Source organism: Litorisediminicola beolgyonensis, from assembly GCF_042679605.1.
In the GTDB taxonomy this organism is placed as follows: Bacteria; Pseudomonadota; Alphaproteobacteria; order Rhodobacterales; family Rhodobacteraceae; genus Litorisediminicola; species Litorisediminicola beolgyonensis.
The window spans coordinates 1-26631 of the sequence record NZ_JBHTMU010000010.1; the positions used below are offsets into that span (position 1 = coordinate 1).

Genomic DNA, 26631 nt, shown 5'->3' on the forward strand with positions numbered 1-26631 from the left:
TTGCTGCTGCTCATCATGGCCTCCTTGCCTCAAAATTAGCGAAGAAGGCGTCCACGATACACGGGGCTATTCAGACAGCGACCGGCAGGCCGACCCCGAGGCCAGCCGCATCATCCTGACCCATACGAACGATGAGGTGCGCGCGCTGAACCTCGCCGCGCGGGAGCGGATGCGGGACGCGGGCGATCTCGGCCCGGAGGTCCGGCTGACGGTCGAGCGCGGCGAGCGCAGCTTCGCCCCCGGCGACCGCGTGATGTTCTTGCAGAACGACCGTGGGATGGGCGTGAAGAACGGCACGCTCGGAACCATCGCGGAGCTCGAACGCCAGGCGATGACGGTGCGCACCGATGACGGCCGCGCCGTCCGCTTCGACCTAAAGGACTACGACCGGATCGACCACGGCTACGCCGCCACGATCCACAAGGCGCAGGGCATGACGGTCGACCGCGCCCATGTGCTGGCGACGCCGGGGCTGAATGCGCATAGCAGCTATGTGGCTCTCACCCGGCACCGCGACGGAGTGGATCTGCATTACGGCCGCGACGACTTCGCGACACCTGAGCGTCTCGCTCGCACCCTCGGGCGCGAGCGGGCGAAGGACATGGCGCTCGACCACACCGGGCCCGATCCGGCGGAAGACTTTGCCGCGCGCCGAGGCATTGACTTCGGACAGCATGTCCCCGAGCCGCCTGAGATGCGCCTGCAGCCCGACGATCTGGCCGAGACCCGCGAGGCTGCGCTCCGGCCGGCCCGTGCCCGCGCGATGATCCGCCATGCCGAGGCCGTTCACGAGGTCTTCGAGGCGCAGGCCGAGGGCGGCAAGGCCAGCTCCGAACAGCTGCGCACTCTCAACCGCGCCCGCGATGCCTTCGACGTTCTGCGCCCCGATGCCTGGCGCGACGCCGAGGCGGCGTACCTGAAGGACCCAAGCCTCGCGCGGGATGCCGCCAAGGGTCAGCTCCCCCGCGCAATCCGCGCCCTGCAGCTCGAGACCGAGCTCCGCACCGATCCCCGTACCCGCGCCGACCACTTCGTCGACCGCTGGCAGACACTGGACCGCCGGAGCAGCGCGCAGTACCGCGCGGGCGATTACACGGGCTACCGCGCCTCCCGGAGGGCCATGACCGACATGGCCCGCAGCCTTCAGCGCGATCCACAGCTGGAATCGCTCCTCGCGAACCGCAAGCGCGACCTCGGTATCTCCAGCGACATGGGGCGGCGACTCGGCCAGGAACTCGCCTTCAGCCACGGGCTGGATCTCGGTCGCAGCCGCGGTCTCGGACTCTGACACCCGTCCGATCTGCCGCCGTCAGTACGCGCTGACCCTACGCCGAGCCGGACGCGCTTGCCCTCCCATCCCGGCCCTGCCTGACTGGATCAAGACCCCTCACGCGACCCCAGCAGGAGCCAGCAAGACCATGCCCGACCCCGACCGCATCATCCGCCTTCGCACCGTCCTCGCCCGGACCGGCCTGTCCCGCTCCACCCTCTACCGCAAGATCGCCGAGGGCACCTTCCCGGCCCAGCTTCGCATCTCCGTCCACGGCGCGGGGTGGCGCGAATCCGAGATTGACCGCTGGGTCGCGGACCCGGTCGGATGGTGGCCGGAGGGGGAGGAATGCGCTACGGTAAAGAATGGCTAGCCAGCGTGCTGCAAACAAATGAAGCGAGTCGCCCTGCGTGGACTTGCCAGCACGAAGACCTACTCGAGGCACGGGGTGCCGACGTGCGCTACACCGCGCGATGCGTATTTTCCTGACGGAGGTCCGAATAGTCGGCCGATCAAAAGTAGGTCTGCCTTTCGAACCCGGCATTTCCTTGTCGGTGATTGCGCACAGAACGCTAACGATGAGCAGCTAGCGCGCTGGTTTCGCGACCAAACTGGTCCGAACCTCAAGAGCAGATGCATGATCCTGTGCTGCAAGTCGCACCACAACTCCGACCGTAAGGTCACAAAGGGCACCAGGCCGTCCTGAATAGCTTCCAGAGACCGGCACGAGATGATGAATGTCGCGCCCGACTGCGACTGGAATCAGGTTCTGAAACCCGACGCTTCGGTTCGTTGGATCGAAGGCAATCCATCCAGCACCGGGAACAAATATCTCGACCCAAGCATGGGTAGACCCTGAACCCGCCGACCCGACGAGGCTCATTTCGGGATCGGACAGATAGCCTGAGACGATGCGGGCGCCAAAACCAAGTCGGCGGGCTGACTCGGCAAGCAGGACCGCGAAATCTCGACAAGAGCCCCATCGCCGGTCGAGCGTCTCGATCGGCGACTGGGTGCCTTCAGGGTCACGGCTCTGGTAGGAAATCTGGGTGAACACACCATTGCTGATGTCCTTCAGCAAGGACAGCGTGTCGGTCGGGCGCGCCATGACAAAGCCCTCGACCCATAGGGAAAGCCGACCGTCCGGGTCGGGGTATTGCGGAACCGTCAACGCGCCCAGATCCGTCCATTCGTCGTCGGCGTAGACAAAGGGGTACTGCGCGGCCGAGGCGGCGATGGCAAAGACCGGCCATGCAGGCGCGGTGAGATCCACTGTGGCACGGCTCTCGATCACCAGATGATCCGTCACGCCGTTAAAGACGGCGGTGGCGACAGCGTTGCCGGCCACGTCATGCGCCCAGGTTACCGTCGCCGTTGGAGAAATGGAGAGGGCATGCGCAAGTAGTCGCAATTCCCTTGTTTCGCGGGGACGCAGCATCAACCTGTGCGGCCCGAGAGACACCTCGTGACGGTATCGGTAGGTTGTGGTGTGAACGATGTCGAGGCAGGCCAAAATGATGTTCCAGTTAGGTTTGAGGAAGACGGCGCGCGGCTGTGGGGATCAGCGGCGGCGAGATGCGCCCGGGCTGATTGGCGCGGCGTTCCGCCAGGCATTCAACCCCTTGCGGCGTCGGCAAATCCGTTCTCCGAAGCCTTCGCTCCAGAACGAGGTTTCACATCGCAGGCATTTGCGGTCTTGCGGAACGTCACCCACGGCTCATGGGGTCGCGATGTCCGGTATGTCACCTTCGGCGATGGCCTCGTCCGCCATCACGTTTTCCCCTCAGCCAGACGGGTGCGCAAGGGCGGCGGCGAGTCCGGTCGCGTAGGCATGCCTTCGTTTTCGGCGGTCCGGATCGACTCTTCGTCCCGCGCTCCTCGGGCGGTCGTCTTCGAAGGCGGCGCAGCCAAGTTCGGATCGGACGTCCCAGACCGGGAATAGAGATGTCGCAGGTGCGCCTCAGAGACCCCGTCGGCCTTCATCACGAGCTGCACCATCGGATCAGCCAGCATTTCTTCAAGGAAAAAGTCGGACAACTCCCTGTCGGTCAGCTTGTCCCTGGCGCGTGCTTGGTCGAGGTCGGCAAGGGAAACAGTCAGAGTCCGTGCAAGCCCCGGATGAGATATCCGGGGATGAAGCTTCACAAGGACGGAGGCTTTCCAGGCTGCGGGATCACGTTGATCAAGGGGTGAAGCCACCTCCGTTTCAATCTCGTACTCTCCCGCCGGGAGCGTCTCGTCAAAGCCTGGCACGCTGAAGGGCCGGGAAAAAACCGCAACGGACTTACTCGTCAGAACTTCCATTGGCGCGTTCCTTTCCCTTGTTGCTGTGAATGGTCCGCGCCCTGACAGGAATGAGGCGCGTAACCTCTGTAGGTCTCAAGATGTCTTGGACTTCGCGGGTGGTTCCTTGCCAGCGGCCTTGGGCTCGGTCTCCTTGGCAGGGGTCGTTGCTGTTTTCGCAGGCTTGGGCTTTAACGCAGCCGCAGCTCTGGCGGTCAGGTCCTTGAAGGACATTTCATCGATCCATTGATGTTCCGAAGCCAACTCCTCGTCCATGTCGGACCGGGGTACTTTGCATCGGTACTGTAGATATGGGGGCTGGCGACCCGAATTGCGATGGTGCATCGAAAAAGAAGCCGAGGTCAGTCAGGCCAATTCATCCGTCCAGACCTTGAATTCCATCAACGTGTTCTGGCCGAATGTCTGGGTCAGAGGGACATCGGCAGCATCGCGACCGCGCGCGATCAGGATTCTCGCAAACCTCGGCTTATTGTTGCGCGGGTCGAACATGTGCCATTCACCAGCAAGGAACACCTCCATCCAAGCGGCGAAGTCCCCAGGCGGATGAGGCAGAGGTTCACCGATGTCGCTCAGATATCCGGTGCAGTAGCGGGCCGGAATGTTCATGCACCGACACAGGGCGATGGCGAGATGGGCAAAGTCGCGGCAGACACCCTGCCCCTCGGCGAGGGTCTGAGACGCGGTGCGCGTCGCCTTCGCCTGCATATAGTCGAAGCGGACATGTGCATGCACGAAATCGCAGATCGCCTGGACGCGTGACCATCCGGCGTCCGAGGTCTCGAATAGGCGCCAGGCCTCCTCCGATAGAAGGTCGGTGTCGCAATACCGGCTGCCCTGCAGAAACACGAGCGTCTCGAAAGGCAGATCCTGAACCGCGTGCTGCCGCGCGCCGGGCATGGAGGGATCAGGCTGGCCCGTGTCGCGGAAGATGCCATCCGTCGACAGGCAGAAGTTGCCCGCCGGAGCCATGAGGCGCGTACACCAGTTGCCGAAGCCGTCGCGGTAGCTTTCGAGCGGTACGCTCGGCGAGGTCACGAGATAATCGGCACGCTCCAGATCACCGAACCGCGAGTAGTGCACGTTCAGAAGCGCAATCAGCGGCGTCGGTTGAAGGAAGCTGTATCGAAGACGACACCCGATGCTGACCCGCATGCCGGACACACGACCGCGCATCGTTCTGTCACCCTCATCTTCCAAGGACGCACGCCCCGTCCGAAAGCTGGAAACCTCGATTGCAGCTCCACCGGTTGCCGGATCGGTCGAGATAGGCGTTCTCTGGCAGATCGATGGCGACGCAGGCGCCATTCAGCACCTCGAATCCGCGCTCGCAGCTCCAGCCCGGTCCATGGGATGCCTCGTCCAGATAAGCATTCGATGGCACGACAACCGCGTCGCATCGGTCGTCGATTCGGACGAAGCCTCTCTCACAAGCCCAGGCGGCGCCGTAGTCTGCGTTGGTCAGATACGCGTTCTCTGGCACGGCAATCGGCGAACATGTCTCTGCAGCGGCCTCATAGCCACGGTCACAGGTCCATCCCCTCCCCGAGGCATCGTCCGTCAGGTAGGCACGCTCGGGCAGAACAATGGGCACGCATGCCTCGTTCTCCTGCCGGAACCCGCGTTCGCATTGCCAATCGTAACCGGAAGACCGGAGGAAGGCATTGGCGGGCACCGGGATGGGATTGCAGGACGTCCCGTCAACCTCCTCGTAACCTCGGTTGCACTCCCACCCCGTCCCGTAGGAGCGCCCGGTTGGATAGGCATGCTCGGGGATATCGAGAGCCAGGCATTCGGCGCCCGCCAACCGGTATCCGGGCGCGCAGTTCCAACCGCCGCCATAGCTGCGCGGCTGGGCGTTCTCCGGCATTGGGCCGGTTCCATCCTGCGCAAGCACGGGAAAGGCGAAAGAGGCGATCATACCGGCTATGGCTGCCGTCCGCGCGATCAGCCTCGCCAAGGGATGTCTCATCGCAACTTGTTCCTTGGCGGACCAGAGCCCGCCGGTTGCCGCGCGAGTCCTCGATAGCCCAAGCGTGAGCGTTCCGGTCAGCCGTCGAGTGGGCGCGGCCGGTAGCGGGGAGGCTCTGGAATTCGATCTCGTTGGCATGCCTTCGTTCTCAGCCACCTGGATCGCGAAGTCCCGCGGGAGTGTCGGGTGGGTGCTGCTGGTCATCGGGGCGACAATTTGTGCAAGGCTGCAGCGGCAATAGCATGTTCCTTCTGGTCGTAGTCGCCCCGGAACTTGCCATCGACCTGCACCTCCCAGATGCCATTTCTTTCGCGCACCTGAACCCCATCGCGCTGCGTCGGCCAGTTCATGGAAGAATCTTGTGCTCCTCTGCTTTTCGGCGGCACGGGTTTCATGTCGGTCATTTCCGGCTCCCTCTCGTTTGGCACGCGCGCGTCTCCGAGGAGCATCACAGCGCGAATGAATTCTTCCGCATAATCATCGGTTTCGCGGTGGTCGTGTTCGCGCTGGGTCAATCTCATCGGTTCTACGAACCGTTCCCGCAGGTGGTCGACGAAATGCGGCTCGGTACGGGCCATGTAGGCGATCAGGGCCTGCAGGATTCGTTCATGGGCCAGCACGCGCCGCTCAAGATCGGTCGTCTCTGCGGCCATCCTGGTGAGATGTTTGCCTGATGTCATAGCGTATTGTCCTCCTCGCTGCGCGGTGCGACGCTGGATGTCGTGTCCTTGAGCCTGGGCAGGCAGGCCCTCGCATCATCGTGATCCAGATCTTGCCATCCACCTACCAGCCAAGCGCAAATCGTGCGCTGACGCAGGTTAGGGGCACGGAATTTAAGTGGGTGTGTCTTGCTCAGAAGCGGACAGAAACCGGCCTCGGTGGTCCAGGTGTCATTGACGTGCTTCCCGATTGATACCCTCTATTCATGCTTGAAACCTTCCACCATGAACCTTTCGGCCTGCTTCGACCTCCGTCTGTGTCAAGATTGGCGTCGCGGGGTCTTGCGCTGGTCGGACCCTGCCGGTTGACGCCACGCCACCGTCGCCCGGGTCACTGCCGGGATCGAGGAAGGGGTCTGCCTCGCCCTGCATGCCGCGCAGGAACCGGAACAGATCGCTGTCCGTCGTCAGGACAAGCGTCGTGTCGTCGGAGATCATGTCGCCGTAGGCCTGCATGGTTCGGGTAAAATCGTAGAATTCCACCGAAACGGCATCGACATTATAGGCGCCCGCATAGATTGCTGCTGCTGCGGCATCGGCGGCACCGCGGATTTCCTCGACGGCGCGATAGGCTTCGGACTGGATCTTGTTCAGATCCCGCACCCTGTTGCCTTGAATACGGGCCGCTTCGCCGTTGCCTTCAGACAGGAAGCGTTCGGCGATCTGCCGGCGCTCCGAGATCATGCGGTCATAGATCTTGGGTCGCACGCTTTCGTTGTAGTTTATGCGTTTGAAGCGGATATCGAGAAGCTCGATCCCGAAAACGCGCACCTTCTCCGCCGCCGCCTCGAAGATCTGCTGCTCGACCAGCGCCCGCCCCTTGGTGATGGGAACCAGTGCGCCAATGTCCTGCGCAAGCTCCTGATCAGTTAGAAGCGTGTCCCGAAGCGGCGTCCGGCCCCTGGTCGTGCGCACAATCTCGATAAGTTCGTGCTTGGCGACGGCGTTCCGCGTCTCGCTACCGAGGATATCATCGAGGCGCGACTGGGCGCTGCGCTCGTCGCGCAGACGCAGAAAGTACTGCAGAGGATCGGTGATCTTCCAGCGCGCGAAGAGATCGACCGAGATATAGAGCTTGTCCTTGGTTGGCATGTCCGATGGCGAGCCGTCCCACTCCAGAACCCGGCTGTCGATCCGGTTGACCTCCTGAACGAAGGGGAGTTTCAACTTGAGACCAGCCTCGGTGATCGGCGCGCCGACCGGCTTGCCGAACTGGGTGATGATGGCCTGTTCGACCTCGCCGACCGTGTAGACGGCGGATGACGCAGCGACGACCCCGGCAACCGCGATCACCGAGGCAATAAGCGAAAGGGTCTTCATCGTTGCTCTCCTGTCTGTCGATCAAGGTTCAAAAGCGGCAGGATGCTTGCCGTGGACCCGTCGACAATGATCTTGGAACCAATTCCCGGCAGAACATCCTGAAGGGTTTCGATGTAGATCCGGCGCCGGGTCACTTCGGGCGCCAGACGGTATTCCGTCAGGAGCGCCGTGAATCTGGCCGCATCGCCCTCGGCTTCGTTGATCCGCCTCAGGCGATAACCATCGGCTTCGCGGATGCGCTGGTCTTTTTCGCCTTCGGCCAGAGGTATGACGCGGTTGTATTCGCGGCGGGCCTCGTTGATGATCCGCTCCTTCTCTTGTTGTGCCTGGTTGACCTCGTTGAACGAGGCTTGAACCGGCTGGGGCGGATTGATGTTCTTCAGCTGTACCTGATCGATGCTGATGCCCATCGCGTATTTGGTCGCGAGCGCCTGCATCTTCAGCAGGGCTTCGCTTTCGATTTCCTGGCGCCCGACGGTGATCACCTCGTCGACTGTGCGGTCTCCCACGACTTCGCGCATGACGGACTCCGAGACGTAACGCAGGGTCGCGCTCGGCTCACGCACCTCGAACAGAAATTTCCGAGGTTCGGAAATCCGGTACTGCACCACCCACTCCACGAGCGCGGCGTTGAGATCGCCAGTCACCATCTCGGTCTCGCGGCGACCGTCCGTCGGGCTCTGATAGGGATCGGAGGCACCCGGAGTCGTGAACCCGAACTCCTGTTTCAGCTGGCGCTTGACCGGGACCAACGTGGTCACGTCAATCCCGAACGGGATCTTGAAGTGCAGCCCCGGAGGGACCTCGGCCGCGTACTTCCCGAACCGTTGGACAATTGCGACGGAGTCGCTCGGCACCGTGTAATATGCGGTCCACGCCCCAAACGCCGCAAGCGCAATGGCGGCCCCGATTGCAAGACGCTTCACCGGTGGCAGACCGTCCGGCAGGATGCCGTGCAGCCGATCCCGGCCCCGCCTGAGAATTGCATCAACCTCAGGGGGAACGCGGGTCTGCTTGTTTTTCCAAGGTCCGCGATCTTCCGGTCCATTGTCATCAGAAGGCATCGCAAGCTCCTGTCTCGGTTTTGGCACTCGGGGCGATGCCTGGCTCGCGCGTTTGACGGTGCGGCCCGTTTTGCGCCATCACATCGTCGGCTCTGAACGGCATGACCTCAGAGGTCCAGTTCCTTCAGGCAGGCTTCAGCAATGTCACGGTCCGGGGCATCGGTTCCTGGCATCGTCGCCCAGCCCGCCTCCATCAGGGCATCGCGCCTCTGGTAGGTTGAAGCTGCCCGGATCGTTGCAAGCTTGTCCGCCCGAGCCGGGTCTGACCGCGCCATGTCGAGGCAGACCGGTACCATTGAGGCGACGACATCGTTACGGGACATCGCCATCGCCCGGTCATTCGAGGTGCCGCCGGTCACCCAGCCACCCCATGAAAATCCGACGACGCCGACAAAGACAGCACCGATCACGGCGCCATAGATGCCGGGTTTGAGCCGTTCGGGAGTATTCATTTCAAGTCCTCCTGCGGAGAAAGCGCCGCTTCGCTGTGGTTGTTCATCTCAGTCCGACCCTGATCCCGGCTCAGCGCCTCATTCAGGCCGCGCTCTGATATCGTGTGCAATTCCATCCAACCCGTCCGATCCCCTCTGCCAGGAACGGTCATATGGGTCGCCTTTCTCTGATACGTTTCGAACCCTTGCCCGCGGAGAAGTTCTTCCTGAATCAGGACTTCGTAGTCCCCGGCCGGTAGTTCGTCCGGAAAATCGGCTAGGCTGAACGGGTACATGAAAGTCACCCTCAAACTGGATGAACGCACGCTCATCTCTGGCCTCCACGATTTTGGCAGATCCGTCGCTCGCCACTGTTGACGGCCCCTTGGATTCCGGACCTGATCAGTCGAACGATTTCTCCTCTTGTACTTCGGAACCGTTCGACTCGTGCTGACACATGTTAGTCCCGGGCGCCGCGCGGGTAGCGAACACCCTGGAGAGGTTTGCGGGCACTGACCTGTGTAAGGGCGCGGGGACCGACCAGCGCGTACATTTTGGGAAACAGGGATGATCTGCATTCCTGCTACCCTTGAAAGGATTGGCTATGGCCGACCCCAATGTACTCAACCCGCACCCGCCCGAGTTCGATCGGTTTCTCCATGCCTCCGTCGGCGAGGACCGGAACGGCTATGCGGTGACTGTGCTCTCCACGCTCGCGCGGCTTGGCCTCGATCCCTGGAAGGAAACTGATGAACTGGTCATGCTGGGGCACGACGCCGCGCAGGCACGCTTGGGAAGGCTGCTTGCCCGATTTCGGGACGTACCCGCGCTCGCCAGCGATCATGGCAGGATCGCACGAGACTTGAGCCAGCTGCTTCCTGAAAAACCTAAGTCAGGTGCCATGCAGCGCGCTGCCTCGACGGTGTGCGGCGGTCGCCCTGAAACAAGTGGAGCGATCTGGACGGTGATCGCGCTCATCTTTGTGCTGTTTCAGATGTTCATGGTTGGCGGGTCGGGGTCAGGCGAATGACAGTCTCAACTGCAGCCATTGGCAGACCGGCACATGCGGCACACAAGTCGAGTACGCTTTCTCCACACGAACAGGGCATACTCTGGGACATGGAGGAACGCTTCTGGACCAGTGGCGCCGACAACGCGCGGGTGACGACAGCGACCAACGCCGTCATGGTCTTCCCTTATCCGCCCGGCATCCTCCAGGGCGACCAGATCTGGACCCACATTCGCGAAAACACTGGCTGGCGCACCGTTGTCATGGCCGAACGGCGCGTGATGCGGTGTCATGACATCGCGATCCTCACCTATCGTGTCTCGGCGGAGAAGCCCGACGTGCCAATCTACAAGGCGCTCTGCGCCTCGGCCTATCTTAACGATGACGAGGCTTGGGTAAGGATTTCCCACCAGCAAACTGCGGTTACTTGAGACGCGCAGAGGCATACGACCTGACCTGCCTCATGCGTCGGGGCTAACCTGCGTCAGTGCGGCGGGGCGCCGACTCCGGTTAGGTGAGACGTGCTCACCGAATATTTGGTGGTGCATCTTTTTCCAAGCACCCGAGAAGCGTGTGGGCGCGTCGGTCCCCAAGGGACGGCGTGTCGACACGCTTCTTATTCTCGGAACGTTCAAGAAAGGACAACTCCAGTGACTCCCGAAAAGGACAAAACCGCCGAGAAGATGACCTCCTTGAAGGCCGCATGGGACAAAGCGCCCGCTGGTCCGAAGAAAGATGCAGCGCTGAAGCACTACCGGGCAGCCGAGAAGGCGCATACGGCGAAGAACGACGCCGAGACCAACAAGGAACTCGATGCGGCGACCCACGCCCTTGCGTAACCTCCGGCGTCTGACGTGAACACTGGGGACGCCTGTAGAGCAAGAGAGGGAGGCTCTCTCACTTCAGGAGCGGGCCGCTCTGATCCAGATAGGCTGCATCAAACTCAGCCAGTTCCACCAACCCGGCATGATCTTCAAAGGACACGCGACCGTCTCGAAAGGTCACCAGCCCTCTTTCGCGCAGCTGGCGCAGGACGCGATTCACATGAATTGCACTTAACCCCAGCACATCCGCGAGGTGGTACTGGGTCAGCGGGCAGTCGTACCCATCCTTGGTCCCCATGCCCACCAGCGCAAGCCGCGATCCCAGTTCCAACAGAAAATGCGCCATCCGGGCGTCCGCATCACGCCGACCGATCCCGACGAGATGTTCGACCACCATTGCCTCGTCCCGTGACGCGGCCCAGAGTATGGCCGTCGCAAGCCTGGGCGTCTGCGCGAAGGCGTCCAAAAGGTCACTCTTGAGAACCTCGGCGGCCATGATGTCCACGATCGGCTCGAAACTGTGGTCCGAGGTCCGCAGCAGCACGCTGCGCAGGCCGAGGAAATCCCCGGGCACCTGGAAGTCGACGATCTGGCGCGTTCCGTCAGGTTGAAGCTTGTAGGAACAGACCCAGCCTTCCGACAGGATATACGCGGCTTGATCGGATTGCCCCTGATGCACCATATCGCGCCCCGCGACGAAGGAGCGACGGCGCTGGTGCAGGCGCTCGAGCACGTCCAACTCTGCCTTTGACAAAGCGACAAAGGCCGAAAGCTTGCGGGTCAAAGGGCTGTGTTCAGTTGATGTCATTGAGTCTCCCGGCGTGTCGCGGCCCAAGAGCGGAAATCGGCCCGGACACTGCTCTGGATCAGTCCAGCATAGAGCACTTCCTGCGAAAAGTACGGATGCATTAGAACCCCACCTTTCACCGGTTCGCTATGCAAAGGAAGGAGACCCAGATGTTCACCGCAAGCGAACATGCAGGTCAGGCCGCCCTTTCGATCTGTGAGGCGCTGCTGCTTGCCATGAACGATCGCGGACTGCTGCCAGAGCACGAGATCGTGGGGGTTCTTCGCGACGCCGCAGCGACCCACGAGAACGCGGTCGGTACCGACCATGAGACGGATATCCACCGAGCTGTCGCGGACCTGATCAACGCGATCATCGCCGGCGGCTACTCAGGTCGACGCTTGTGAAGTCGAGCTTCGACGAACTGCGGGAGCAATTATGGATATCAAGTGATTAGAAGTCGAATGATTATCTTTGAGACGCTATTGTAGACCCCCTGCTGAGCCATCACTTCAATGGCATGGCACTCCGGTATGGCGAGTGCCAAAGCACCTTCGAACATCGCCATGCTCCCTTGGACATCCGAAAAAGGAGCACTCAATTGACGTTCACTCCCCTCCACGACCGGGTGCTCGTTCGCCGCATTGAAGGCGACGAGACGACCAAGGGCGGTCTCATCATTCCCGATACTGCCAAGGAGAAGCCTCAAGAAGGCGAAGTTGTCTCCGTTGGTGCCGGGGGAAGGCGCGAGGACGGCGAGCGCATCCCGATGGATGTCAAAGCCGGCGACCGGATCCTGTTTGGAAAATGGTCCGGCTCAGAGATCAAACTCGATGGCGAAGACCTTCTGATCATGAAGGAGAGCGACATTCTCGGCGTGATCGCCTGAGTCCGAAGCCTTTCACATCAACCTCAGTCTCAGGAATTCACACCATGTCTGCCAAGGAAGTTCGGTTCAGTACCGATGCCCGCGACCGAATGCTGAATGGCATCAACACGCTGGCCAATGCCGTCAAGATCACCCTCGGCCCCAAGGGCCGAAACGTCATTCTCGATAAATCCTGGGGTGCGCCGCGCATCACCAAGGACGGTGTGACCGTCGCCAAGGAGATCGAGCTGTCGGACCAATTCGAGAATATGGGCGCCCAAATGGTCAAGGAAGTCGCGCAGCGCACGAACGACGAGGCCGGCGACGGAACCACCACGGCAACCGTGCTCGCCCATGCGATTGTCCGGGAAGGCATGAAGTCGGTTGCGGCCGGCATGAACCCGATGGATCTCAAGCGCGGGATCGACAAAGCCGTCGCTGCGGTCGTGGCCGAGATCAAGACCATGTCCAGACCGGTCGGCGACAGCGACGAGATTGCCAAGGTCGGCACCATTTCGGCCAATGGAGAGGTCGCGGTCGGCCGCCAGATTGCAGATGCGATGGCCAAGGTCGGCAACGAAGGTGTGATCACCGTCGAGGAAAACAAGGGGTCGGAGACCGAGACCGAAGTGGTCGAAGGCATGCAGTTAGACCGCGGTTATCTGAGCCCCTATTTCGTCACGAATGCTCAGAAAATGGTCGTCGAGGTGGATGACTGCGTCGTCCTGCTTCACGAGAAGAAGCTGACCTCTCTCATATCCATGGTGCCGTTGCTGGAGGCCGTGATGGAGGCCGAGAAGCAACTGCTAATCGTGGCCGAGGATATCGAAGGCGAGGCGCTGGCGACGCTGGTCGTCAACAAGCTGCGCGGCGGATTGAAGGTGGCGGCCGTCAAGGCGCCGGGCTTCGGGGATCGCCGCAAGGCGATGATGGAAGACATCGCCGCAAGGCGATGATGGAAGACATCGCCGTGCTGACGGGCGGTCAGGTGATTTCCGTGGAAATGGGCACCAAGCTGGAGAATGTCACCATGGACATGCTCGGATCCGCCAGAAAGGTCAGGATCACCAAGGATGACACGACCATCATCGACGGTGCCGGCGACAGAGACGCGATCGCTGCGCGCGTGACGCAGATCCGGGCGCAGGTCGAGGACACCACCTCGGACTACGACAAGGAGAAGCTGCAGGAACGGCTCGCCAAGCTTGCCGGTGGCATTGCCGTAATCCGGGTCGGCGGGGCAACCGAGATCGAGGTGAAGGAGCGCAAGGACCGCGTCGACGACGCGCTGAACGCCACCCGCGCTGCGGTTCAGGAAGGTGTCGTGCCCGGCGGCGGCGTGGCCCTGGTTCACGCTAGCAAGGTGCTGGCGACTCTGGAGGGTGAGAACAATGATCAGGATGCCGGCATCAAGATCGTCCGCCGCGCGATCCAGGCTCCGCTGCGCCAGATCGCCGAAAATGCCGGGGTCGACGGATCGGTTGTCGTCGGAAAGGTGATCGAGAACGACAGCCCAAACTTCGGTTTCGACGCACAGGCCGAAGAATACGGCGACATGCTGAAGGCCGGTGTCATCGATCCGACGAAAGTCGTTCGGATCGCCCTGGAAAACGCCGCGTCCATTGCCGGGCTATTGATCACGACCGAGGCGATGGTCGCGCAAAAGCCCAAAGTGGGCGGCGCCGGTAACGAAATGGCCGATATGAGTGGAATGGGCGGATTGATGTGAATGGGCGGGGCCTGTGCGCAGGAGCCTCGGGACGAGAAATCACATTCCTGAAGGATATGAATGCCGATCTGTTCAGCAAAATAATTCACAATCAGGAGAAACGGAAATGACCAAAGGTAACAAGCAACGCGGCAACCGTGAAGCGAAGAAGCCCAAGAAGGTGAAAGAAAAGGTGGTTGCAACAGCCGATTTCACGAAGGGCAAAGCCCTGACCAATCTAGGCGAGCACAAGAAGAAATAAGTAGAGGGCCAAGTGATTGGCTATCACTGAATATCGGCTATCACTGAATACGGAGCCAGATGGCGGCGGGAGACGACGCGCATAACTCTTGGCAGAGCTTCCGCTGCGCAAGGCTGCACCTATGAGACGGGAAGCACCGGAGATTCCTTTCTTTCGCGGAGGCCCGGACGCTTGCCGCCTGAGCCGTCCGGGACGCGGCTGAGGCGCCGGCGACTGCGTCTCGTGGTCAGCGCACCTGCGTTGCGATGACAAAGACTCTGTCGACCCGCTAAGGTATGTTTCTCCCGTGATCGATACTCATCAAGGCCTGCCCCATGAGGCCGCCGACAGCATAACGAAACCCTTCGCACGCTTCCTGAAGATCGAAGCGGCAGCTGGTGGGCTCCTGCTCCTGGCTGTTCTGCTGGCTTTGGGGCTGGCCAACTCGCCGTGGCAAGAAGGCTTTCTTCGTTTCTGGGAGACCCCCATCGGTCTCACATTCGGCTCGTTGGATTTCACCCGCTCTCTGCGGCACTGGATCAACGACGGTCTGATGACCCTTTTCTTCTTCGTGCTTTCGCTGGAACTCAAGCGCGAGTTGGTGCTGGGCGAATTGCGAAACCCTCGACAGGCCGCCCTGCCGTTCGCAGGCGCCTTGGGTGGCATGGTCGTGCCGGTCTCTCTGTATCTTGTGTTGATGTCCGGGCAACCCGGCATGCACGGCTGGGGAACCGTGATGGCGACTGATACGGCCTTCGTGATCGGGTGCCTGGCGCTCTTCGGAAGCCGGATACCGCCCACCTTGCGATTGTTCCTGCTGTCTCTGGCCATTTTTGATGACGTCGGTGCAATCCTCGTGGTCGCCTTCGGTTACGGTGAGGCGTTAAACTGGTCGGCTCTCGGATTGGGCTTTCTGGGGATTGGTATCGTCGCAGGCGCCTCGCGACTCGGGATCAGAAGCGTACCGGTCTATTTCCTTCTGGGAGCGGCAGTCTGGTTATGCTTCGATGTTTCCGGCGTCCACGCGACCATTGCAGGTGTCATTCTGGGCCTGATGACGCCAACGCGCATATGGGTGAGCGATGCCCGCCTGCGTGAGATCCTTGGGCGGGTACTCGCCGTTCCTACTAGCGAACGCCGACAAGGAGATGCGGCAAGCCACCGCGATCTGCGTCAAGCCGGCAGAGCGGTCACAGAGTCGCTCTCACCAGTCGAACGGCTCGAGATGATGCTGCACCCCTGGGTCGGCTTTGCAATCATGCCGATCTTCGCACTGGCAAATGCCGGCATCACGATTGAGGGTGTCGATTTCGTACAACCGGTCTCGCTGGCGATCATTGTCGGCCTCGTGTTGGGAAAACCGATCGGCGTCTTCGTGTTCGGCTGGATTGCCGTACGATCCGGCCTAGCGGCACTCGCGCCGGGCTTGTCGTGGCCGTTCGTTCTGGCCGGCTCTTTTCTGACGGGGATCGGTTTCACGATGTCGTTGTTCATCGCAGGCCTCGCATTCGACAGTTCCGTCCTGAATGCGGCAAAGTTGGGTATTCTCGGCGGATCGGCGCTCTCGGCGACAATTGGCATCCTCATGCTGCTACTCCTGACGCTTCTCGTAGCCCGAACAGGAAGCGCCACGGCAGCTGGGCATAAAGATCAGAAAATCTAGAATGGAAAGAAGATCGGGATCGCACCCACCACCGATCCGCCGACGATAATGTTCATCGGAATACCGATTCTGAGGAAATCGCCAAATCTGTAGTTTCCTGCGCCATACACCAGTGTGTTGGTTTGATAGCCAACCGGGGTCGCGAAGCTGGCGCTTGCACCAAACATCACGGCGACGACGAACGGCCTTGGGTCGACACCAAGTTCTTCCGAAACACCGATCGCGAGCGGTGTAACCACGACGGCCACAGCGTTGTTCGTGACCGCCTCGGTAAGCGCCGAAGACAGTATGTAGATCACTGCGAGCGCGACAATTGGAGGCAAGTCCACGATTGCTGGAGCCAATGTCTCGACGATCAAGCTGACAGCCCCTGCATTCTGCATACCGGTGCCGACGATCAGCATGGAAAAGATCAGCACAAGGACGCTGGCGTCAATGGAGGCCCAGGCCTCGCCGTTGTCGATGCACCGGAGCATGAGGATGGCAGCGACCGCGACAAGGGCAAGCACGCTTATCTCGGCGAACCCGGCAGCGGCGAGCGCCACAACCGCGAAAAGTGCGAATAGAGCAAGCGGCGCTTTCCCGCGGCGGAACGCGCGTCCCCCCGCGTCCGTGATCGCGGCAAGATCGCCCGCCTCGGTCAGACGGTCAAATCCTTCAGGAGTTCCTTCCAGAAGCAGCGTATCGGCAGGGCGCAAAAGTGCGGTGGACAGGTCGGGTCCTAGCAGTTCGCCATGTCGGTGGGCACCGAGTACCCGCATTCCGTAACGGTGTCCCATGGCAAGCTGCGCAATTCGCACCCCGCGGCTTCGGCGCGACAGCGTCACGATTGCCTCGGCGACGATCAATTCGGGGATGTTCTCCGTCGCTGGCCCTTGGCGCAACCCGACTTCGATGCCTGGAAGCTTCCTCAGAATGAGCAGTTCCGATGTGGCCACTTTGGCAATGATCCTGTCGCCAGGTTCGAGTACATGTTCACTCAAACCGTCGCGCTTTACCCCAGACCGCGCACGGATGCCGACGATCTCAACACCTCGTCGATTGAGGGCGGCGATTTCATGAATAGGTCGACCAATGCTCGGGTAGTCCTCTCGTAGGCGTACCTCGGTCAAGAAAATCGCTCCATCGTCGTCGCCCTGTCCTGCAAGATCCTTTCGGTTCGGAAGCAGGACTGGACCCAGCAGGAGGAGCGCCAGGCCGCCTGTGGTCGCGGCGACCAGGCCGACGGGCGTGATCTCGAAAATTGAGAATGGCTCCAAGCCAGACGCCTGGGACACGCCGTCAACTAGGAGGTTGGTCGACGTGCCGATCAGAGTACAAGTTCCGCCCAGGACCGCCATGTAGGATAGCGGGATCAACAGGCGCGTCGCAGCAAAGTCGAGACTCTGCGCCAAACAGATGGCCACCGGTATCAAGACAATGACGACCGGCGTGTTATTCATCAAGCCCGAGGCGACAAGCGTCGCGATGAGAAACGCCGCTGTGCCCGCAATCGGGCGTTTTCTCGCCACGGCGACAACCCGGTTCGCGAGTGCGTCGAGAAGCCCGGTTCGGACCAAAGCGCCGCTGATTACGAACATCGCTGCGATCGTGAGAGGTGCAGGGTTGGCGAATGCCGCCAGAACTTCGTTCGTGGGGACAAACCCGAAGATAACAAACACTGCGGCAGCCCCCGCAGCGGTTACATCCGGCTCGAAGCGCTCTGAAAGAAATGCAGCAAACAAAAGAAGAACTATTGCCAGCGCAATGTAGGGTTCATAGCCATTCGTGAGATCGATCAACCCATCCTCCGAGCTGTAACATCCGCCACAGATGGTCTTTCGGACGGATAATCCATCATCTTGAATAACCAACGGCGGACAGATCGACCTCAATGTCCCCCAACATTCAAGGCCGTATCGAAATTGGACCAGCGGCGACGTGGCCGTCCGCTGCACGACAATAGCCTTGCGCGCCGACCCTATCGCGTGTGTCGAGCACGATCAAACTATCAAAGGCCTCCCGTTCGTCTCGCCCCGCAGGCTCCTAAGGGCTGCTAGTGCCCCGGTCAGCACACAGGTTCCTTCCGCCTACTCCCGAATTACCGTGGAGTCGCACAGCATCTCCACGATCACCGAGTTCTCCGGCAGCAAGGCCATCTCCTCGGCTGCCCGCGCCTGGAACTCCCCGCCATACTCGACGAGCGGCGGACATTCCCACAACGCTCGGCCGTCAGAACTGACCGCTGCGCAACCGCTCAGCCAGATCGTTGCGAGAACAAGGACGACGCGCCGCCGCCTCAAGCATCGGTCGTTCACTCAACCGCACCGTAGTAACACTGCTTCTTTTCGCGCGCGTCAATGTCTGAGAGGTCAGCGCGGAATCGAGTCATTTCATTCGCCTGCGGGCTACATGATCCTACAAGACTCACGAAACTGCGCGATTGAAACATAAACATGAACTGCTCACGCCGTCTCGTAAACCTTTGAAAGGAAGCGTTAAACTCCTCCATCTATCAAGGGAAATGTGTGATTCCGGATTCACTTGGTGGGTCTTGGGTGGGCGAAGCAAGTAATTGAACTGCGTTCGGCATTCAAAGTGGCCTCAGCGCCGACTGAACAAATCGGATAGTGCTGAATTGCCTTGAGAAAACAGCAGGCCTTAACCCTCGGCTCGGGCTTGGCTCGCAGCGACTGTAACGAAACCCATCTTGGGGGACCGTTTGGGGATGAGCGAAGGTTAACGCTGACTAAATACCTAGTATTTGGCCGCTTTTCTCGGATAGAATGGTGCGGTCGAGAAGACTCGAACTTCCACGGGAGTTACCCCACAGCGACCTCAACGCTGCGCGTCTACCAATTCCGCCACGACCGCACTGTCCTTGGCTTGGTAGCGGGGCGTATAGACGAGCCCCCGAAGCTTGTGAAGAGGCAATTCGACGATTTTTTACGCCCTCAGGTCAGGACCTCCCAGCGGGCGTCCTCCTTGCGGAATCGGGTGCGGGAGAGACGCTGGAACTGCGCCTCGTCGCTGCCCGCACCATAGCGGGACACAAGCACGTCGCAGTCGTCGATCTCGAGGAGATTGAAGTCGTTGGGCTCGCCGCGCAGACGGTTCGAGAGCCCCGTCCCCGCCTGCAGCATCAGGATCGAGGCCTCGGCCCGGAGCGGCATCGCCCGCCACACATGGAGATGCCCGCAAAGCACCAGATCGGCGCCCATATGCGCCAGCTCGCGCAGGCCGCGCTCGGCGCCGCGCATGCCGCGCTTGCGGTCGCCGGGTGCCATCTCGGGCGGGTGGTGCATGACCACGAGGCCGAAGCCGTCGCGCTCGGCCAGGGCACGCTCGACATGGCGCAGGCTTCGGCGGCGGAGCTTGCCGGACTGCCATGCCTGCGGATTGACGGTGTTCAGGCCGACGACCGTGTAGCCGTCCCCGAGATGCACGGGCTCAAGCTGCGCGGAGACCGCCGCGCGGAACCGGGAAAAGGGCCGCAGGAAGCGCAGGAAAAGATTGTCGAGCGGCGTGTCGTGGTTTCCCGGAACCGCGAGCCAAGGCAGGCCCAGCCCGTCGAGAAAGGTGCGTGCCTCGGCGAACTGGTGCTTCCGCGCGCGCTGGGTCAGATCGCCCGAGACGATGACCAGCTCGGGCGCGAGCTCTTCGAGGCAGCCGCGCAAGGGAGCGGCAAGCTCCGCGCGGTCGCGGCCAAAATGCAGGTCGGACAGGTGAACGAGCCGCGTCATTGCGGCCCGTTCGGAGCGCTCTCGGACCGATTGTCGCCCGGCCCGCGCTCGGGCGCTGCGACGATCAGCGCATCGGGATGCATCCGGAAGCGGAACGGGCCTTCGAGCATCAGCCGCTCGCCATCCATCGCGACAAGCTGGCGGCGGCGCGAGGTCTCGATGACGATCTCGGAGCCGGTGAAGAGCTCGAAATCCCGGTGCAGCACCATGCCCTTGGTGGCCAGGAGCAGGGCGCGTACCAGAAGCTGCCAGCGGGTGACATCGGGCGCGAGATAGAGCGCGAACTGACCGTCCCGCACCGCGTCCGCCCCCTCGAGCCCGTAGTGATCGAGCTGGAAGGACGAGCGCGCGACGAAGGCCAGCGGTGTCTTCAAACGCTCCGTCGATGAGCCGACCGTGACCCGCATCTTCACCGGGCGGCGGAAGCTCAGGAAGGTGCGCAGCACCGACCAATGCGCCGCGATCTGCGAGCGGCCCCAGCGCTTGTAGGTGCCCTCGCGCTCGCGCAGCACCGCGGGGTAGATGCCGAGGCTCGCATTGTTGAGAAAGATGCGGCCGTTGACCTCGCCCACCGGCAGGGTGCGGCTCTGGTCCGAGGCGATAAGGTTGATCGCCTCGTCGAGATCCTCGGGGATGCCGAGGCCACGGGCGACGAAGTTGAAGGTGCCGAGCGGCAGGACGCCCATCCGGCGGCCGGTGCCGGCGACCTGCCCGGCAACGCCCGAGATCGTGCCGTCGCCGCCAGCGGCGACGATGGTCCCGAACCCGTCCTTCATGGCGCGCTGGCACATGTCGGCCAGGCCGTCGCCTGCGGTGAAGGTGCGCAGTTCGAAGCGGCCGGGATGGCGTTTGAAGCCCTCCTCGAGCCGGGTTTCAATCTCGGGCTTGTCGTCCTTGCCCGAGCTGTGATTCAGTAGCACGCAGATCCGTCGGTCCGAATTCGGCACGATGCTCTGCTTTTCCGCGGACGGGTTAGTGATGAAACTCATGACGGCGGGTATCCCAAGGGGCTTGGCTGTCCGAGAAACGTGGCGCCTCGGCAACGGGTTCCGTCGTGCCGCACGAGCCGGTAAGGCCGATCGGCGGAAAGACGCGGAGGCGCGGGGGACACTCTCATGGTGGAATGGCGGACCGAACCGGGGCTGACCGGGTATGTCGAGGCAGTCGCGGCGATGGAAGCGCGCGCCGAGGCGATCCGGGCGAGAACCGCGTCCGAGTTGATCTGGCTCGTCGAGCATCCGCCGCTCTACACTGCGGGCACCTCGGCGAAACGCGCCGACCTCGTCGATCCCGACCGCTTCCCGGTCTTCGAGGCCAAGCGCGGCGGGCAATACACCTATCACGGGCCCGGGCAGCGGGTGGCCTATGTCATGCTCGACCTGACGCGGCGCGGCCGCGACGTGCGCCGCTTCGTCGAGGACCTCGAGACCTGGGTCATCGCCGCCTTGGGCGAGTTCGGGCTCACCGGACATATCCGGCCCGGCCGCGTCGGGGTCTGGATCGAGCGCCCCGAGAAGCCGCGCGGGCCAGATGGCGCGGTGGCCGAGGACAAGATCGCGGCCATCGGCATCAGGCTCAGGAAATGGGTGAGCTTCCACGGGCTGTCGATCAATGTCGAACCCGAGTTGGAGCATTTCTCCGGCATCGTCCCCTGCGGTATCCGGGAGCACGGGGTCACGAGCCTCGTCGATCTCGGGCTGCCGGTGACGATGGAGGATGTCGACGTGGCGCTGAAGCGCAGCTTCGCCGACATCATGGGTGACGGCTGACGGACGGATGAGGGGCTACGGTGGGGCTCCCCCGGCCGAGGAGGACGGCCGGAGGCTTTACGCGCGGTCCGTCAGAACCCGCGCGACACGTGTTCGTCCATCTTGCGAAGGACATAAGCCAGGATCTCGCGGCGGCGGACGCCGCGCTCGGCCAGTTCGGCATCGGTCAGCGCGCGCATCTCCGCGACACGTTGACGGATCTCGCGCTGACGCGCGTCGAAGGGCGTATCGAAGAACCGGCGAAGCGCCTGGACTGGTTGGGGCAGTCGCTCGCTGAACAGGGTATTCAACTCGTAATGAGCCATGGCAGTCTCCGTAATCAAATACGCACCCGGAGCAGTCGGGCGCAGGCTAAAAATGCGTAGTCCGAGGGTACACCCAAAAACCCGAATCGCAGAGTCCGGGATTGTGTCTGGGCGGGACCACAGCGTTTCTGACCCAAGGACAGATTTACTGCAGAGCAATGCGGCAAGCATGAGGCCGGATCGCGAACCGGGCGGCGCTGTGACGCGCGCGACACGGTCACCTGCAGCCCATTGAGAAGGCCCGAGCTTTCGACCGGACCGCAAGACTTGGCCCCCCAGCGTGCGGCCTGCCCCAACATGTCGGGCACCGTCTTGGGCAAAGCCTCGCCGACGCGGTGCGGGCCTCCAGCGACGAAAATACGACGAATCTTATGCATCCCGACCACGGCGCCGACGCCACCGGACGGGGAACGCGGCGCGCTCCGCACACGTCAATGTGAAGCCCGCGGTCGGCAAATCTCAGCTCCAGACCCGGGACGGCACAGCCTGCACGCCACACCCCCTCGGCGGCCCGGCGGAGCGTCGTCGCACCGACCGGCTCCGAGCCGCGTCCCGCCCACCCCACAAACGCTCCCGGCCCCCGGGTTCCGGCCCTCCGAAACCGAGCCAGCCGAGCCTCGGCCCCCGGATTTCCCACCCAAGCCGAAACCGACGCCGCGCCATCGCGCCGCAAGCACGCCGAAACGCCCGCCTATTCGCCTTTGCCTGCGACAAAAATCTCGTCCCTGCGACGAAAGCGGACATTGCCGATGCGGGCGCCTTTGCCTAAAACGACCCCCACAGTTTATTCGGGCCGGGCGAACTCCGCCCGCTCGACCGTGACACCACGAGGAGGCATTCAATGGCAGACGCCGCCATTCACGGCCACGAGCATGAGGATCAGCGGAGCTTCTTCACCCGCTGGTTCATGTCAACGAACCACAAGGACATCGGTATTCTGTACCTGATCGTTGCGGCTTTCGCGGGCTTCATCTCGGTGGCCTTCACCGTCTACATGCGGCTCGAGCTCATGGAGCCGGGCGTTCAGTACATGTGCATGGAGGGGGCGCGCCTCTTCCCCGCATCCGAAGGGTGTACGCCCAACGGCCACCTGTGGAACGTGATGATCACCGGCCACGGCATCCTGATGATGTTCTTCGTGGTCATTCCGGCCCTCTTCGGCGGTTTCGGCAACTATTTCATGCCGCTGCAGATCGGCGCGCCGGACATGGCGTTCCCGCGGATGAACAACCTGTCCTTCTGGCTTTACGTCGCGGGCACCACGCTCGCGGTGTGCTCGGTCTTCGCACCGGGCGGCAACGGCCAACTCGGCTCGGGCGTCGGCTGGGTTCTCTATCCGCCGCTCTCGGTGCGCGAAGGCGGCATGTCGATGGACCTCGCGATCTTCGCGGTGCACGTCTCGGGCGCCTCGTCGATCCTCGGCGCGATCAACATGATCACCACCTTCCTGAACATGCGCGCCCCGGGCATGACGCTCTTCAAGGTGCCGCTGTTCTCGTGGTCGATCTTCGTGACCTCGTGGCTGATCCTTCTGTCGCTGCCGGTTCTGGCGGGCGCGATCACCATGCTGCTCACCGACCGTAACTTCGGGACGACCTTCTTCGACCCGTCGGGCGGCGGCGACCCGGTGCTCTACCAGCACATCCTGTGGTTCTTCGGCCACCCGGAAGTGTATATCGTGATCCTGCCGGGCTTCGGCATCATCTCCCACGTCATCGCGACCTTCGCGCGCAAGCCGATCTTCGGCTACCTGCCGATGGTCTGGGCCCTGATCGCCATCGGCGCGCTCGGCTTCGTCGTGTGGGCGCACCACATGTACACTGTGGGCATGTCGCTGACCCAGCAGAGCTACTTCATGCTGGCCACGATGGTCATCGCGGTTCCGACAGGCGTGAAGATCTTCTCCTGGATCGCGACGATGTGGGGCGGCTCGATCGAGTTCAAGGCACCGATGGTCTGGGCCTTCGGCTTCCTGTTCCTCTTCACCGTGGGCGGCGTGACCGGCATCGTGCTGAGCCAGGCCGGCATCGACCGCGCCTATCACGACACCTACTACGTCGTGGCGCATTTCCACTACGTGATGAGCCTCGGGGCCGTGTTCGCGATCTTCGCGGGGATCTACTTCTACTTCCCCAAGATGACCGGCCGGATGATCCCCGACTGGATGGGCCAAGTACACTTCTGGGCGTTCTTCATCGGCGCCAACCTGACCTTCTTCCCACAGCACTTCCTGGGCCGCCAGGGCATGCCGCGCCGCTACATCGACTACCCGGAGGCCTTCGCCACCTGGAACTTCGTGTCGAGCTGGGGTGCGCTTCTGTCCTTCGCCTCGTTCCTGTTCTTCTTCTACGTGGTGTTCTACGCGCTGCGCAAAGGCGAGCGGGTGACCCAGGCGAACCCGTGGAACGAATACGCGGACACGCTGGAATGGACCCTGCCCTCGCCGCCGCCGGAGCACACCTTCGAGCAGCTGCCGAAGCAGGAGGACTGGGACAAGGGCCACGCGCACTGATCCCGTCCCCGATCTGACCAAACGAAAGCCCCGGCCACCGCGCCGGGGCTTTTGCATCCCTGCCCCCCTCTTACCGATCAAGGCGCATCGATGCCGCTGTCGCCCCATGCCTTCACCGCCGAGACGCTGATCCTGTCGCTCCTGCTGCTGATCCTGCCGCTAGCTGCCCGGGTTTGGCGGCCGGGACACGCGGTCTGGCTGGCGCTGGCCTGCGCCGCCGCCTGGGCTCTCCTGCAGGCGGGGCTCCTTTGGTGGCCCGACGCGCTGAGCCGGTCCCAGAGCGCGCTCCACGACACCTATTACGTGGTGACAGAGACCGCGATGTTCGGGCCGAGCTACCTGCCCTTCACGGCACTCTTTGTCCTCTTCGCCGCCGCGCTCTGGGCTGTCGGGCGGATCGGGACCGAGCCCTTGCCGCGCTGGACGTCCCGCACGATACTCATCCTGCATATCGGGCTGGTCGCCGCCGCCGAGGCGGTGCGCGTCTACATGGTCGCGGTGGTCTCCGGCGAGGGCGGCGGCAGCGCGGGGCTGGCGAACGCGGTCTCGATCCTGGCGGTGGCGGGCAGCGCGCTTGCGGCCTTCGCGCTCCTGCGGCTCGTCCTCGGCCTGGTGCTCGAGACCTCGCGGCGGCTCAGGGCCTGAGCCTGCGGCAAATTCCGCCTTCGACGCCGCGCGCCCGGGTGCTAGAACGCCCAGCAAGATGCCCTATCGCTGGACCACAGACGACCCCGCCGCGACCGACCAGGAGCTGAGACTCTGGCCGCACAATTCCCTGCCGCCGACCGGCTTCGCGGCCTTCATACTCGCGACCTTCACGCTGGCGACGATCCCGCTCTACGGGCTGCTCGGGACCGCGCTACTCTGGGGCCTCTTGCCGTTCCTGCTTCTGGCGCTCGCGGGGCTCTACTACGCGCTTCGCCGCAACGAGGCCGACCGGCGCATTCTCGAAGTGCTGCACCTGACGCCCGAGGATATGCATCTCGTGCGGCACAATCCGCGCGGAGCGGATCAGGAATGGCACTGCAACACCTATTGGGCGCGGGTCGCGATGCACCAGAAGGACGGTCCGGTGCCCTTCTACGTCACGCTCGCCGGCGCGGGCCGCGAAGTGGAGATCGGCGCTTTCCTCTCCGAGGACGAGCGCAAGGCGCTCTATGCCGAGCTGTCCGAGCGGGTCAGCCGGGTCCGCGCCTGATGGCCCAGGTTCCCGCCGTCCCCAATACGCGTCGCGCCGCGCATCTGGCGCTCCTGTCGGTGCTCGGGCCGGAGAGGCTCTTGCAGCGCCCCGGCCTCGCCGCCTCCGAACGCGCCGCTTTGGAGCTGCGCCGCGCCCGCGCCGGGGGCCCGATCCCGAAACCCGAGGAGGTGGTCTTCCTGATCCCCCTCGTCTCGCCCGACCATGTCGGCGACTGGGAGGCGGTGACCAAGCGTCTGGCGCGCACGTTGGAGAGCTTCCGGGCGCAGGACGACACCCGCTGGCGCGCGGTCATCTGCTGCCAGGAGCGCCCGCCCCTGCCCGACGATCCGCGCCTCACCCATCTGCCCTTCGACGACCCGACGCCGGGCAATGACAAATGGCGCAAGCTCGCGGCGCTCGCGCGGCATCTGGGCGAGACCCAGACGCGCCCCGCCTATGCGATGAGCTTCGATGCCGACGATCTTCTGCGCGCGGGCACTGTCGGACGGATGCTGGCCCGCCAGGCGCCGGGCTATCTCGCATGGGAGGGGTTCGTCCGCGACGTTGCGACCGGGCATGTCGCCCGCGCGTCGTCCCCGAGCCTCCGCCACCCGCGCCAGCGCCCGTTCTGGAAGCTCTGCGGCTCCTGCATGGCGCTCGCGCATGATCCGGCCCTGCCCGAGAGCGCGGCGTTCCTCGGCGCGATGACCCAGCACGAGCACCGTATGTTTCGCTACCTGGCACGGCTGGCCGGTCTCGACCCGGTGCCCTTCGCGCGGCCGTCGGTGCTCTACGAGCTGAACCACGGCGAAAACTTCGGCGCCCGGCGCGGTCGCGTCGGCTTCAAGACGCGCTTCGTCGCCAAGTTCCGCATCACCGACCCCGACACGCTGCGGGATATCATCCGAGAGTTTCCCTGACCCGGGTAGCGGGCGACGGAGACCGGGGCCTCCGCCGCCCTCCCGG

28 protein-coding genes, 1 tRNA gene and 2 pseudogenes are annotated in these 26631 nt (G+C 62.8%); 15 read left to right on the top strand and 16 right to left on the bottom strand.

The annotated features are described in order from the left end of the window. Together ACFQ4E_RS07420 and ACFQ4E_RS07425 are read left to right on the top strand one after the other, a co-directional pair. Positions 1-1288 (top strand): annotated as a pseudogene (locus ACFQ4E_RS07420) (Ti-type conjugative transfer relaxase TraA); the annotation flags it as partial. Between the two features lie 130 nt (positions 1289-1418). Beyond that, a complete protein-coding gene (locus ACFQ4E_RS07425) occupies positions 1419-1643 on the top strand; it encodes a helix-turn-helix transcriptional regulator (RefSeq protein WP_386802311.1) in 225 nt (74 codons plus the stop codon). 213 nt (positions 1644-1856) lie between these two features. Here the strand turns inward: ACFQ4E_RS07425 and ACFQ4E_RS07430 are convergent, their stop codons facing one another. The 10 genes from ACFQ4E_RS07430 to ACFQ4E_RS07475 all read right to left on the bottom strand — a co-directional run bounded on the left by ACFQ4E_RS07430 (position 1857) and on the right by ACFQ4E_RS07475 (position 9409). Then, positions 1857-2783: a transglutaminase family protein gene (locus tag ACFQ4E_RS07430; RefSeq protein ID WP_386802312.1), complete on the bottom strand. Its 927-nt coding sequence runs from the start codon at positions 2781-2783 to the stop codon at positions 1857-1859. A gap of 257 nt (positions 2784-3040) precedes the next feature. After that, entirely contained in the window at positions 3041-3574 is a 534-nt protein-coding gene (locus ACFQ4E_RS07435) for a hypothetical protein (protein ID WP_386802313.1), read from the bottom strand. Between the two features lie 75 nt (positions 3575-3649). Continuing rightward, positions 3650-3829 (bottom strand): hypothetical protein, encoded by a 180-nt coding sequence (locus ACFQ4E_RS07440; RefSeq protein ID WP_386802314.1) that lies wholly within the window; start codon positions 3827-3829, stop codon positions 3650-3652. 90 nt (positions 3830-3919) lie between these two features. After that, the gene (locus ACFQ4E_RS07445) at positions 3920-4726 is read right to left on the bottom strand and encodes a transglutaminase-like domain-containing protein (protein ID WP_386802416.1); all 807 of its coding nucleotides are present in this window, start codon (positions 4724-4726) and stop codon (positions 3920-3922) included. 34 nt (positions 4727-4760) lie between these two features. Further along, positions 4761-5531 (bottom strand): hypothetical protein, encoded by a 771-nt coding sequence (locus ACFQ4E_RS07450; protein ID WP_386802315.1) that lies wholly within the window; start codon positions 5529-5531, stop codon positions 4761-4763. A 212-nt stretch (positions 5532-5743) separates the two neighbouring features. Then, the gene (locus ACFQ4E_RS07455; protein WP_386802316.1) at positions 5744-6223 is read right to left on the bottom strand and encodes a hypothetical protein; all 480 of its coding nucleotides are present in this window, start codon (positions 6221-6223) and stop codon (positions 5744-5746) included. Positions 6224-6466: 243 nt separating this feature from the next. Then, positions 6467-7582, bottom strand: coding sequence for a protease modulator HflC (gene hflC, locus ACFQ4E_RS07460; RefSeq protein ID WP_386802317.1), 1116 nt, complete (start codon positions 7580-7582; stop codon positions 6467-6469). After that, positions 7579-8646: an FtsH protease activity modulator HflK gene (gene hflK, locus ACFQ4E_RS07465; RefSeq protein WP_386802318.1), complete on the bottom strand. Its 1068-nt coding sequence runs from the start codon at positions 8644-8646 to the stop codon at positions 7579-7581. Before hflK ends, hflC begins: the two co-directional genes overlap by 4 nt. A gap of 107 nt (positions 8647-8753) precedes the next feature. Beyond that, positions 8754-9098, bottom strand: a complete 345-nt coding sequence (locus tag ACFQ4E_RS07470) for a hypothetical protein (protein WP_386802319.1) — start codon at positions 9096-9098, stop codon at positions 8754-8756. Further along, entirely contained in the window at positions 9095-9409 is a 315-nt protein-coding gene (locus ACFQ4E_RS07475; RefSeq protein WP_386802320.1) for a hypothetical protein, read from the bottom strand. Before ACFQ4E_RS07475 ends, ACFQ4E_RS07470 begins: the two co-directional genes overlap by 4 nt. Before the next feature lie 272 nt (positions 9410-9681). Here ACFQ4E_RS07475 and ACFQ4E_RS07480 point away from each other — a divergent pair, with 272 nt between their 5' ends. From ACFQ4E_RS07480 to ACFQ4E_RS07490, 3 genes are all read left to right on the top strand, one after another. Continuing rightward, entirely contained in the window at positions 9682-10107 is a 426-nt protein-coding gene (locus ACFQ4E_RS07480; protein ID WP_386802321.1) for a hypothetical protein, read from the top strand. An 89-nt stretch (positions 10108-10196) separates the two neighbouring features. Then, entirely contained in the window at positions 10197-10517 is a 321-nt protein-coding gene (locus tag ACFQ4E_RS07485; RefSeq protein WP_386802322.1) for a hypothetical protein, read from the top strand. Between the two features lie 219 nt (positions 10518-10736). Beyond that, positions 10737-10925 carry a hypothetical protein gene (locus ACFQ4E_RS07490; RefSeq protein WP_386802323.1) on the top strand — a complete coding sequence of 63 codons (189 nt, stop codon included), beginning with the start codon at positions 10737-10739 and terminating at the stop codon, positions 10923-10925. Positions 10926-10983: 58 nt separating this feature from the next. Here the strand turns inward: ACFQ4E_RS07490 and ACFQ4E_RS07495 are convergent, their stop codons facing one another. Then, complete coding sequence (locus ACFQ4E_RS07495; protein ID WP_386802324.1) at positions 10984-11718, bottom strand: Crp/Fnr family transcriptional regulator; 735 nt, start codon at positions 11716-11718, stop codon at positions 10984-10986. 149 nt (positions 11719-11867) lie between these two features. Between ACFQ4E_RS07495 and ACFQ4E_RS07500 the strand changes: the two genes are divergently transcribed. From ACFQ4E_RS07500 to nhaA, 5 genes and pseudogenes are all read left to right on the top strand, one after another. Beyond that, positions 11868-12104: a hypothetical protein gene (locus tag ACFQ4E_RS07500; protein WP_386802325.1), complete on the top strand. Its 237-nt coding sequence runs from the start codon at positions 11868-11870 to the stop codon at positions 12102-12104. A gap of 194 nt (positions 12105-12298) precedes the next feature. Next, positions 12299-12586, top strand: a complete 288-nt coding sequence (locus ACFQ4E_RS07505; protein ID WP_386802326.1) for a co-chaperone GroES — start codon at positions 12299-12301, stop codon at positions 12584-12586. Positions 12587-12630: 44 nt separating this feature from the next. Further along, positions 12631-14294 (top strand): annotated as a pseudogene (groL, locus tag ACFQ4E_RS07510) (chaperonin GroEL). A gap of 106 nt (positions 14295-14400) precedes the next feature. Then, positions 14401-14535, top strand: coding sequence for a hypothetical protein (locus ACFQ4E_RS07515; RefSeq protein WP_386802327.1), 135 nt, complete (start codon positions 14401-14403; stop codon positions 14533-14535). Between the two features lie 286 nt (positions 14536-14821). After that, positions 14822-16177, top strand: a complete 1356-nt coding sequence (gene nhaA, locus ACFQ4E_RS07520) for a Na+/H+ antiporter NhaA (RefSeq protein WP_386802328.1) — start codon at positions 14822-14824, stop codon at positions 16175-16177. Here nhaA and ACFQ4E_RS07525 read toward each other — a convergent pair. From ACFQ4E_RS07525 to ACFQ4E_RS07540, 4 genes are all read right to left on the bottom strand, one after another. Continuing rightward, complete coding sequence (locus ACFQ4E_RS07525; protein ID WP_386802329.1) at positions 16174-17958, bottom strand: SLC13 family permease; 1785 nt, start codon at positions 17956-17958, stop codon at positions 16174-16176. The genes nhaA and ACFQ4E_RS07525 overlap by 4 nt on opposite strands. Before the next feature lie 985 nt (positions 17959-18943). Continuing rightward, positions 18944-19030: transfer RNA gene (locus ACFQ4E_RS07530), tRNA-Leu, on the bottom strand. A gap of 80 nt (positions 19031-19110) precedes the next feature. Further along, a complete protein-coding gene (locus ACFQ4E_RS07535; protein WP_386802330.1) occupies positions 19111-19899 on the bottom strand; it encodes a metallophosphoesterase family protein in 789 nt (262 codons plus the stop codon). Then, a complete protein-coding gene (locus ACFQ4E_RS07540; protein ID WP_386802331.1) occupies positions 19896-20888 on the bottom strand; it encodes a diacylglycerol/lipid kinase family protein in 993 nt (330 codons plus the stop codon). The genes ACFQ4E_RS07535 and ACFQ4E_RS07540 overlap by 4 nt, the downstream gene beginning before the upstream one ends. 126 nt (positions 20889-21014) lie before the next feature. Here ACFQ4E_RS07540 and lipB point away from each other — a divergent pair, with 126 nt between their 5' ends. Further along, positions 21015-21668, top strand: coding sequence for a lipoyl(octanoyl) transferase LipB (gene lipB / locus ACFQ4E_RS07545; RefSeq protein WP_386802332.1), 654 nt, complete (start codon positions 21015-21017; stop codon positions 21666-21668). A gap of 71 nt (positions 21669-21739) precedes the next feature. On the opposite strand, the gene ACFQ4E_RS07550 is transcribed toward lipB, so the two are convergent. Continuing rightward, a complete protein-coding gene (locus tag ACFQ4E_RS07550) occupies positions 21740-21973 on the bottom strand; it encodes a hypothetical protein (RefSeq protein ID WP_386802333.1) in 234 nt (77 codons plus the stop codon). Positions 21974-22814: 841 nt separating this feature from the next. Here ACFQ4E_RS07550 and ctaD point away from each other — a divergent pair. The 4 genes from ctaD to ACFQ4E_RS07570 all read left to right on the top strand — a co-directional run bounded on the left by ctaD (position 22815) and on the right by ACFQ4E_RS07570 (position 26585). Further along, positions 22815-24485, top strand: coding sequence for a cytochrome c oxidase subunit I (gene ctaD / locus ACFQ4E_RS07555; RefSeq protein ID WP_386802334.1), 1671 nt, complete (start codon positions 22815-22817; stop codon positions 24483-24485). 90 nt (positions 24486-24575) lie between these two features. Then, positions 24576-25130 (top strand): hypothetical protein, encoded by a 555-nt coding sequence (locus tag ACFQ4E_RS07560; RefSeq protein WP_386802335.1) that lies wholly within the window; start codon positions 24576-24578, stop codon positions 25128-25130. 58 nt (positions 25131-25188) lie between these two features. Beyond that, positions 25189-25683, top strand: coding sequence for a DUF2244 domain-containing protein (locus ACFQ4E_RS07565; RefSeq protein WP_386802336.1), 495 nt, complete (start codon positions 25189-25191; stop codon positions 25681-25683). Continuing rightward, on the top strand, positions 25683-26585 hold the full coding sequence (locus tag ACFQ4E_RS07570) for a hypothetical protein (protein ID WP_386802337.1): 903 nt from the start codon (positions 25683-25685) through the stop codon (positions 26583-26585). Before ACFQ4E_RS07565 ends, ACFQ4E_RS07570 begins: the two co-directional genes overlap by 1 nt. Positions 26586-26631: the final 46 nt, after the last annotated feature.